A 3,659-nucleotide genomic window follows, 5' to 3' on the forward strand; every position below is an offset into this window, starting at 1 on the left:
GTCACCCGCTTCACGCGGGTGTGGATTGAAACTAATTGTGAGTGAGAATGAATAGGGGTTTTCAGTCGTTGATATCTGTAGAGCGCTAACTGAAAGCCCTGATCCAGGAGCATATTGGCGCAAATTGAAGCAGCGGTTAAATGCAGAAGGAAGTGAAATCGTGACAAATTGTCACGGATTGAAATTAGTTGTATAAGATCACTACTGTCCCGTTATAAGTGCTTTAGTATCAGTGACATACTGAAGTACCCATATAATAATCGGGGTGCTATATTCGTAAGTACTTGATTTTTAGAGACATTTATTAATTTATGGATGTTCAAAAACCGGGATAAACTGTAATTGTTAAACCAACTTCTTATTTTTACTGACAATTGCTTCAAATATTTGGCTCTAAATGGGATTCTAAGCCTGCGGTGGATCAAGTCAACCTTAGACCTACCTCTAAAACTGAAAATGGAGTTCAAATCGATAATTTTATAAAGATGACATATCATATTAGTTATTATACACTTACAGTGTCTTCATGTAATTTAGATGGGACAGTAGTGGTATAAGATGGCAAAATGTGTCAAACCGACTGCGCAAACACTGAAGGTATTTTCCCCATTATCCAATCCATCCCTTCTGTTAACACTGCGTCCTCCAAACGCTGGTTGGATTAAATGATCGACCAGGAACTATTTCAACGAATACGGGGCAACAATAATGAAAAATAAGCTAGTTGTTTTTAAGGGGCAACAAATTCGGAGAATTTTATACAAAAACGCCTGGTACTTTTCAGTAATTGATGTTGTCGGGGCTCTTTCTGACAGTAATAATCCAAAGAGGTACTGGTCTGATCTAAAAAGGAAACTTTCGCAGGAATCAGGTACTAACCAACCGTACGAGGAAATCGTACGGTTGAAATTACGTGCTCCTGATAGTAAACAAAGAGACACCGATTGTGCTGATGCTGAAAGTCTTTTTCGCATTATCCAATCCATTCCTTCCCCTAAGGCGGAGCCCTTCAAACGCTAGCTGGCCAAAGTTGGCTACGAGCGTGTGCAGGAAATCGAAGACCCTGATCTGGAGAAGAAAATTTTATTAGTGATCTAACAGGTCAAATCTTATACTTCAAATCCGTTTAAGAATCTACTAACAGAGAGTGGATTTACGGATATAGATATAATAGAGCTGTCCATCAGTAAGAATGATTAAGGTGTAAAAATGATCTATCGGAAAACATATAACCTGGTTGTTGCCAAGATCAATGAGATCCAGGATGAGATCAAACAAAACAGCAAAGATATCAAACGTGCTGCTGATTTTGGTGATCTAAAGGAAAATGCAGAATACCATGCAGCCAAAGACAATCAGGCTCACCTCCACAATAAGCGCCACCGATTTGAAAAACATCTCGACAATGAAGTGATTGAGCCTAAGGATATCAATCCCGATATGGTCTCATTTGGTACTAAGGTTACTTATACTGATGGTGAAAACCCCATCACAGTAGCCATTGCCGGAGCTGCCGAATATGAGTTGGAACTCTATGAGAATATTGTAACGGAGACCTCACCCTTTGCCCGGATGATCGTGGGCAAAAAAGTTGGCGATACCATGACCCTTGATCTTCCCGGTGGTACCAAGACCCTGACCATCATGGATATTAAATTGCTGGAGTAGCGAGCCCCTTCCAGTCGGACAGGATAGTGGGAAACAAGTTGAATGGTTCAATTTGCGTACTCGTTCAAGCACTTTTAAATGGTCAAACTACTTGAAGGTGACGCATTAAACTGGAGAAAATATGCACCCTGTTCCGCTGATAACAAACGATGCTGTTGTTCTGGGAATTCTTATGGGCGTTTTGGCGCTCGTCTTTAAAACCTCTCACAGCCAACACCCATTCTTTAAAAAAATCTATAAATTCATTCCAGCTATATTCTTAATGTACTTTATTCCTGGTATTCTAGCCAGTACAGGGTTGATATCTGGTCATCATTCAGACCTCTATTTTGTGGCATCCCGCTATTTATTGCCGGCCTGTCTGGTGTTGTTGACCCTGTCTATTGACCTGAAGGGTATCATGAAACTGGGTTCCAAAGCGGTGATCATGTTTTTTGCCGGAACCGCTGGGGTCCTGATCGGTGCCCCCATAGCACTTTTTGTTACCGCCTGGATATTTCCAACAGTTCTAGATGGGGTGGGGGCCGATGCGGTCTGGAAAGGTATGACCACGCTTGCTGGAAGTTGGATCGGTGGTGGGGCCAATCAAACCGCTATGAAAGAAGTCTATCATGTCGGTGACGATATCTTTTCAGTGTTTATTGCTGTGGATGTGATCTGTGCCAATATCTGGATGGCATTCCTGTTATTTATGGCGGGCAACCATAAAGCATTTGACAAATGGTTGAAAGCTGATACCTCAAGTATTGAGAGGCTTAAGGAGCAAACTGCAAGCTATCAGGCGGAAATTAGCAAGATCCCCACTTTGCAAGATTTGATCATATTGTGTGGTGTCGCTTTTGGTGTCACTGGAGCTTCACATTTTATGGCTGATATCCTGGCACCATTTTTAAATGATCATTATCCCGTTCTGGCAAAGTTCAGCTTGACCAGTAAATTCTTCTGGTTAATTATTTTGGCAACCACTGGTGGCTTGATCTTATCATTCACAAAAGCACGTCGTCTTGAAGGGGTGGGAGCTACCAGAGTTGGCTCAGCATTTCTGTACATTCTGGTTGCAACGATCGGGATGAAAATGAATCTCATGGCAATCGCTGACAGTCCACATCTGTTTCTAATTGGAATGATCTGGATCCTTATTCACGCAGCTATACTATTATTTACTGCAAAAATCATTAAAGCCCCCAGCCTGTTTATTGCTGTTGGCAGTCAGGCCAATATAGGTGGCGCTGCTACAGCACCCATCGTGGCATCTGCCTTTAGCCCCACCTTGGCGCCAGTGGGTGTTTTACTGGCAGTATTGGGATATGCAGTAGGTACCTACGCTGCCTGGATGGTGGGTCAGATCCTAAGGATATCTGTGGGAGCCTAGTGTCCAGTTGATTTAAGCCCAAAAATAGAACGAGTGCAAAATGAAAAGATGGTGAAATAATGAAAAACAAGATCGATCCAAAAAGTGTCCTCATCGGTGTATTAAGCACGCTTTTATTCTTCTCATTGATCAGTGCCAAAAGTAGCGACTCAGAATGGGGAGATATTCAGGCAAATTCTCTGACGATACGCGAGAACGGTGCGATCAGGATCTTGTCAACTGCAGGGGATAATACTGTCCTGATCACTGGTGATGGTTTTGCAGGAGGGGCCATGATCCTGTCCAATGCCCTGGGTGTACCATCAGTTAGCTTCGGTGCTAATATGGAAGGACAGGGGGGCATTGTGACTTACAATCAGCAGGGGAAGGTGAGTGGCCATCTGGGAACCGGACCTGGAGGGGAAGGTTTTTTAAGAACCTTTAATAGTCGTGAAGCACCAACCATCTACCTGGGTTCCAGTCAGCAAGGAGGTGGGCAGCTTACCACCTATAATGAAGTTGGTAAGGAAACGGTATTTTTGGGAACTGGCTCAGAGGGGATCGGCTTTTTGCGGACTGCTAATGAGTATGGCAAAATGAGCGCCTATCTGGGAACTGGTAAATCAAACACTGGCATGGT

General features: G+C 43.2%; 4 protein-coding genes. All 4 read left to right on the forward strand.

The window, feature by feature from the left end; genetic code table 11:
• Nucleotides 1-708: 708 nt before the first annotated feature.
• Nucleotides 709-1,020, forward strand: a complete 312-nt coding sequence (locus U9Q77_05505; GenBank protein ID MEA3286811.1) for a Bro-N domain-containing protein — start codon at nt 709-711, stop codon at nt 1,018-1,020.
• 189 nt (nt 1,021-1,209) lie between these two features.
• Nucleotides 1,210-1,668, forward strand: coding sequence for a GreA/GreB family elongation factor (locus tag U9Q77_05510; GenBank protein ID MEA3286812.1), 459 nt, complete (start codon nt 1,210-1,212; stop codon nt 1,666-1,668).
• A gap of 121 nt (nt 1,669-1,789) precedes the next feature.
• Nucleotides 1,790-3,040: a DUF819 family protein gene (locus U9Q77_05515; protein ID MEA3286813.1), complete on the forward strand. Its 1,251-nt coding sequence runs from the start codon at nt 1,790-1,792 to the stop codon at nt 3,038-3,040.
• Between the two features lie 59 nt (nt 3,041-3,099).
• The coding region (locus tag U9Q77_05520) for a hypothetical protein (GenBank protein MEA3286814.1) at nt 3,100-3,659 on the forward strand (560 nt) is incomplete at its 3' end.

This window comes from Candidatus Neomarinimicrobiota bacterium (genome assembly GCA_034716895.1).
Classification (GTDB): domain Bacteria; phylum Fidelibacterota; class UBA8477; order UBA8477; family JABMPR01; genus JABMPR01.

Excerpts from the sequence above, each read along its gene's own strand:
- U9Q77_05515 (MEA3286813.1), top strand. The coding sequence starts at position 1,790 with ATGCACCCTGTTCCGCTGATAACAAACGATGCTGTTGTTCTGGGAATT.
- U9Q77_05510 (MEA3286812.1), top strand. The coding sequence starts at position 1,210 with ATGATCTATCGGAAAACATATAACCTGGTTGTTGCCAAGATCAATGAG.
- U9Q77_05505 (MEA3286811.1), top strand. The coding sequence starts at position 709 with ATGAAAAATAAGCTAGTTGTTTTTAAGGGGCAACAAATTCGGAGAATT.